The organism is Acinetobacter sp. YH01011, from assembly GCF_013420785.1.
Classification (GTDB): Bacteria; Pseudomonadota; Gammaproteobacteria; order Pseudomonadales; family Moraxellaceae; genus Acinetobacter; species Acinetobacter towneri.
Map to the genome: position 1 here is coordinate 1 of NZ_VOYG01000030.1, position 1,967 is coordinate 1,967.

At 38.0% G+C, this 1,967-nt stretch carries 2 protein-coding genes; both read right to left on the minus strand.

Annotated elements, in window-relative coordinates; genetic code table 11:
* Window positions 1-145 precede the first annotated feature (145 nt).
* On the minus strand, window positions 146-1,303 hold the full coding sequence (locus FTT78_RS13350; protein WP_154320786.1) for an RNA-guided endonuclease TnpB family protein: 1,158 nt from the start codon (window positions 1,301-1,303) through the stop codon (window positions 146-148).
* Entirely contained in the window at window positions 1,300-1,914 is a 615-nt protein-coding gene (locus tag FTT78_RS13355) for an IS607 family transposase (RefSeq protein WP_004976741.1), read from the minus strand. Before FTT78_RS13355 ends, FTT78_RS13350 begins: the two co-directional genes overlap by 4 nt.
* Between the last annotated feature and the right edge of the window lie 53 nt (window positions 1,915-1,967).

The window sequence follows — 1,967 nt, forward strand, 5'->3', positions numbered from 1 at the left end:
CCGTTATTTAAAACCTACTCAAACCTACTCAATGTGGGTTTGATGTTTAATTCCTACTTCACCATCAAGAACCTAAAACATTTGCTTTAGGGATTACCTCAATTCCATAGGCTGTCACGGTGTAACTCACCGCCTTAATCACCACTTATGCAGTGATTAAATCTTTATCCGCATATCGCAGGATATTAATTGATGCATTAACATCACGATTTTGGATGGTTTGGCAAACTAAGCACTTCCACTCTCGCGCAGAAAGTGTGAGAGATTGATTTAATTCACCACAGCACGAACACATTTTACTACTTGGGAAGAATCGACCAACCGAAAGTACCGATTTTCCATGCTGTTTGGCTTTATAAATCAACTGCCTTTTAAACTCATAAAAACCCATATCGGATATAGCTCTTGCGAGTTTACGATTCCTCAACATGCCTTTAACATTCAAATCTTCAATCGCAATCACATCAAAACGTGTTACCAAATCCGTTGTGACTTGATGAAGATTATTCTTGCGTAGACAGGCAATTTTATAGTGCAGGCGAGATAGCTTGGCTTTTGCTTTTTCTCGATTCTGACTACCTTTTTTCTTACGACTAAAAGACTTGTTGAGTCGTCTTAGTTTTGCAAGCTGTCTTTTAAGTGGTGCGTTAGAAGGAATAACCTCACCATTTGAAAGGGTGGCAAGATTAGAGACACCCAAATCAACACCGATACTTAAACCTGTTTTCGGTTTAAGCTTTTCGATCTGGGTGAGTTCGACAGCGATTGATACAAACCACTTACCACCTTGTTTAAATATTTTGGCCGAGAGAATTTTACCCTTATAGCGCAGATTCTCAGTCATTTTCACCCAACCCAAATTAGGGATTTTAATAGACCGACCCTTTACGCTAAATTGATCATTTGATAATGAAAAACGGTCATCCTTGCCTTTTTTTCTTGGCTTGGGGTATCCTGATTTGCCGTTAAAAAATCTATCAAAAGCACTACCCAACTGCTTAATCGCCAACTGTGGTGCGCACTTAGTCACTTTCTTCATGAAAGGATATTTTTCAAATTTAAAAGTGTTTAGGTGCTTTCTTAATTTACTCTCTTTAGGTCTATTAAGAAGCATTTCATTCACCGCAACATCATAATACTCACACTGATCTCGATATTCCTTATCAGCCTTGTATTGTCGCTGCCACTCTCTTAAAGCCCAATTATACGACAAACGAGCAACACCACTTGCCTGAGCAAAATGGCTTGCTTGTTTATTATTGGGCATCAATTCAATGATATGCCCTCGTATAAATCGACTCATAGTGCTTCTTTGACCACCTGTATTAGCTTTTGGTTCTTTTTACTTCGGCTTCCATATAATCGTGCTGAAAATACAGTGATAATTTCCAGGACATCTTGAGACAGTTCCTCCTCAAAACTCAAATTTTCACCCTGATTAATAATTACAATTTCAACATTCCGAGCTTCACATAAAGCAAAAACCAATTCAGCACCAAAACGTAATAATCGATCTTTGTGGGTTAAAACCAATCGACCAATTTCATTATTAATAATTCCATCCAAAAGAGCCTTAAGCCCTTTTTTGTGATAATTCATCCCTGAGCCTAAATCACTAATAATCTCAAATGTCCATCCCTGCTTGGCACAGTACATTTCCAAAACTTGTTTTTGTCGCTCAAGATCAGCCTTTTGATCGTGACTAGATACTCTTGCATAAGCAATAGTTTTTCGGCTGTTCTGAATTGATAGATCATGGATAAGTTCAGGTGTGATCTTGCTTAGATCGTAACGTCTGTGATTTTTTGGGGTTCTATCTGCGACTAAAGTGCCTTCCTCATCCCATCTTCTTAGGGTTTGGATGGAAACACCCAGTGTTTTAGCTGCAACGCCAATACTAACATATCTACTCATTTGTATATAATAATATAGAAATAGGTAGATTTCAACTAGCAGTTATTAACCCT

Coding starts and splice junctions, on each gene's coding strand:
- FTT78_RS13355 (WP_004976741.1), bottom strand. CDS start 1,914: ATGAGTAGATATGTTAGTATTGGCGTTGCAGCTAAAACACTGGGTGTT.
- FTT78_RS13350 (WP_154320786.1), bottom strand. CDS start 1,303: ATGAGTCGATTTATACGAGGGCATATCATTGAATTGATGCCCAATAAT.